We start from the raw sequence: 3,817 nt of genomic DNA, 5'->3' as shown, positions 1-3,817 counted from the left end.
TCGGTCCAGCTCCAGGAGTCCTTCTTCCACCAGCTGCAGGGCCACCACCGCGGTGAATGTTTTGCTGGCGCTTCCAATGCGCACTTCACCGTCTGCGGGGACCGGTGCGTCGGCGGCAAGGTCGGCGGTGCCGGCGGTGGCGGTTTGGGCGGTGCCGTCCGGGAGGGTGCGGGTGATGATCGCGCCCGGGTAGCCTTCCTCGACGAGTCGTTCAGCGATGCCGGTCAGCACCTTCGGTGCTTCCTCGGGGGCGTCCTTGGGTGCGGCCGCGGAGGCGCAGGCGGTGAACGCGAACGACGCGGCCAGTGCGGTGGTGAGTACTGCCCAGAGCACGATGGTGCGGCCGGGTTCATGTCCGTGGACACGAGGATGGTAGGTCATGCGAAAACCATTCAGGTTGGAGGGTTCGTTGATTGTGGGGTTTGTTGGAGGGTTGCTTGGAGGGTGGGTGGGGGGGGGGGGTGGTGGGTTAGAGGCTGCGGCGTTTCAGGGTGAAGGCGGCGCCGGCCAGCAGGAGCCCGGTCAGGACGGTGAGAGCTCCGAGAGCGGCCGCGCCGGTGAGTGCGCTGGGTGCGCTGATCAGGGCATGGGCCACGGTGTTGGGCATCAGCTGCGCGTTTGAGCGGCGGCCTTACACCGGGCGGAGCGTCGAGAAGCGGATCGGCCAGGTTCATGGATTATTCGAGGATGAAACAGAAGGCCCCCAGCCGGTAGGCCAGGGGCTTTCGTTTCAGAACAGTTACGATCGGGTCTGGCTTCGAGTGCCTGCCATCGCCGGGATGACCATTCCAATGGTGGCGATGATCACGACTGCCCCGGCCAGTGCTGCGTATACCGGCCAGTCGATGCCCACGGAGAAGACCCCGAGCATGCTGTAGGCCATGCCTCCGAGTGCTGGAATCACCGCAAGGGTGCCGATCACCAGGGCTGTTGCCATGACGAACACCGATTCGATGAGGATCATCGCGCTCATCTGGGTGCGGGTCGTGCCAATACGTTGCAGCAGGGCGAACTCCGGTTTACGGGAGCTGGTGAGCATGACAAGGGTGTTTGCCGCGGCAGTGGCGATGAAGAAGATGAGCACGAAGAGCAGGATTGCCCCGAATTGCTGCTGGCCTGCCGCACCCGCCTCGGTCTCCTGCACGTAGTCATCGACAGAGACCGTCTGCAACCCGAGGGAGCTCAGATCCGCCGAGCCCATCGCGAACAACTGGTCAGCGGCGGCCGGCCTGTTAGGCGCCGGCAGCGAGGACTCGTCGAGGATGTAGTCGCCGAATCCGAGGCCTCGGTCATAAACGGCCACGACCGTCCGCGAGACCGCGGTGTCTTCATCGAAGCGCAGCTCCACGGTGTCGCCGACACGTTTGCCGGCGCTGAAGACGCCGTCACTGCTGACGGCGATCGTGTCGGCGTCGGTGAGATCATCCAGCGAGCCGGCCGACACATCGACATCCATCAGTCCCGAAGTGCTGCCGGCCACCGCGCGCAGGCCGGTCTGCTCCCAGGAGATATCTCCGTATTCGTCGTCAAGGTCGAACTTCACCTCCGCGGGAACCATCGAGCTGGCAACCACCGCGTCGATGCCCGGGGTGGATGCCACGGCGGCTGCCTGCTCGGCTGTCACGCCGTCGGGGGAGGTGATGATGAGATCCGATTCCAGACCGGCACGCAACTGCATGCCGGTGGCTTCCACCGTTGTGTGGTTCGCCCCTGTCTGCACTGTGCCCAGCGCCAGGAGCAGGGCAAGCGGGATGATCGCTGCCGTGAGCCGGCGCGAGAAGCCGCGGGTATTCACCAGGGCGAGCATGGCTGCTGCGTTACTCGACGAGCGTGTGGCGCGCGCTGCCCGTCGGGCGATGGCGCCGACGATGACCGGACCGGCCAGCGCGGCGGCGCTCAGGAGCAGGAATGCCGAGGTGGCTCCGGCTGCGCTGCCCGCCGTGCCCGAGACGACGAACGGTGTACCGGCAATGACGATGCCGGCCGCCAGAAGCGCGATGGCCGTGATCCGCCGTGCCGGTGAAATCCCGGATGACTCAGCCGAACCACCGCGAACGGCCTCGGTCGGGCTGACCTTTGTGATCTTGCGGGTCGCGAGCACGCCTGCGAGCAGCGCGGTCGGGAACAGCAGGACCAGCGCGCCGATCACGGGAAGCGGGGAGATCACCAGATCGAACCCGGCAGGCACGATGCCCCCGGAGACCAGTGCCGGCATCAGCAGTTGCCCGGCAAACAGTCCAGGGATGGCCCCGAGCGGGGCCGCGAGGGCGAACACGATGACGATCTCGGCTGTCACCATCGAGCGCACCTGCCGCGGGGTCGCTCCGACGGCGCGGAGCAGGGCGAATTGAGTGTTCCGCTGCCGCAATGCCGAGGCAAAGGTGGAAGCGACAACGAGTTCGACAACAAGGACCGCCGTGCCGGCGAAGGAGGCGGCCGCGGCCATCAGCAAAGGCTCATCACCGCGCAGGCCGCTTTCCATGAGCACACCATTAGCGGTCAGCAGCGCCGCGGCCGAGACCACAATCAGGAAACTGCCAACCAGGCTTGCACGGTAGGCGCGTACCGCTGAGCGGGCGAAAGACCACATGGCTATCGTCCCAACTCAACGAGGCGGGCCGCGATCTGAGCCGAGGTCGGCGCTGTCAGCCTGCCGGCGAGTCGTCCATCTGCCAGGAACAGCACTTCATCGGCGGTGGCGGCCACATGCGGGTCGTGGGTGACCAGAACCAGCGTCTGCGTGAACCGCTTGGCGGCACCGCGCAGCACTTCGAGCACCTGATCGCCCGTGCGGCGGTCCAGGGCACCGGTCGGCTCATCAGCGAAGACCACGGTAGGCCGGGTAATGAGCGCGCGCGCGATGGCCACCCGCTGCGCCTGGCCTCCGGATAACTCACTCGGCAACCGCTCGGTCATACCGCTCAGCCCGACGGACTCGACGAGGGTCTGCTGCCACTGCTCATCGGGACGCCGGCCATCGAGCAGCATCGGCAACTGAATATTCTCCCCGACCGTCAGGTGACCAATAAGGTTATACGACTGGAACACGAAACCGACATGGCGCCGGCGGAAACGAGTGACAGCGTCCAGGGAAAGCCCGGTGATATCGGTCTCACCGATGAACACCTGGCCGCTGGTTGGCGTATCCAGGCCCGCGGCAAGATTCAGGAACGTCGACTTGCCCGACCCGGACGGGCCCATAATCGCCATGAACGCACCCGGGGCAATATCGAGGGAGAACTCCTGAAGAGCAGTGACCTCCTCCGGGCCGTTCGGAAAAGTCTTACGAAGTTGAAGAAGACGCACAGCGGTATCAACCGACGGCGGGCTTACAAACGTACTCGGGGTCATCAAACGAACTTTCTATTGGGAGAGTGAAACGGGCTGCGGGTGCTGTGGGTGTCGGGTCAGGGTGTCGGGTCAGGGTGTCGGGTCAGGGTGTGCTGAGGACTTCGTCGAGGGCCTCGATGGAGCCGCGGTAGAGATCGAGGAGTTCTTCCGTGGGGCCGTCGAGGGGGCCGTCGTAGATGGCGGGCGGCAGTGCTGTGAGGGTGATGGTGACGGCGGTGCCGTCCTCTGCGACTGCGTTGATCGTCTGGTAGCCGGGGATGGAGCCGTTGTGGCCCCAGGCTGTGCCGCCGCCCAGTTCGCCGCTTTCGATCCCCAGCCCGTACGTGGATCCGGGGATGATTTCGTCGCCGGTGGGGATGCCGGTGAGCATCTGGTCGAGTTCGGCCGGTTCCAGGAGCTCGCCGTCGAGGATGGCTTTCATGAACGTGTTGAGCTCAGCCGGTGTGGATACCATCGCTCCGGATGC

5 protein-coding genes are annotated in these 3,817 nt (G+C 65.5%); all 5 read right to left on the bottom strand.

Annotated features, from left to right (window positions below; translation table 11 throughout):
* The coding region (locus AC4D14_RS18135) for a serine hydrolase (RefSeq protein ID WP_490904072.1) at nucleotides 1–381 on the bottom strand (381 nt) is incomplete at its 3' end.
* An 88-nt stretch (nucleotides 382–469) separates the two neighbouring features.
* The gene (locus AC4D14_RS18130) at nucleotides 470–607 is read right to left on the bottom strand and encodes a hypothetical protein (protein ID WP_490904071.1); all 138 of its coding nucleotides are present in this window, start codon (nucleotides 605–607) and stop codon (nucleotides 470–472) included.
* 132 nt (nucleotides 608–739) lie between these two features.
* Nucleotides 740–2,590 carry an ABC transporter permease gene (locus AC4D14_RS18125; protein ID WP_490904070.1) on the bottom strand — a complete coding sequence of 617 codons (1,851 nt, stop codon included), beginning with the start codon at nucleotides 2,588–2,590 and terminating at the stop codon, nucleotides 740–742.
* Between the two features lie 2 nt (nucleotides 2,591–2,592).
* Complete coding sequence (locus tag AC4D14_RS18120; protein ID WP_490904069.1) at nucleotides 2,593–3,351, bottom strand: ABC transporter ATP-binding protein; 759 nt, start codon at nucleotides 3,349–3,351, stop codon at nucleotides 2,593–2,595.
* Between the two features lie 82 nt (nucleotides 3,352–3,433).
* A partial coding sequence (locus AC4D14_RS18115; protein ID WP_490904068.1) for a serine hydrolase occupies nucleotides 3,434–3,817 on the bottom strand: 384 nt, incomplete at its 5' end.

It is taken from the genome of Arthrobacter sp. TJ-254 (assembly GCF_058269175.1).
Note: the sequence above shows the minus strand (reverse complement) of the source record. Positions and strands in the feature narration are given on the sequence as shown.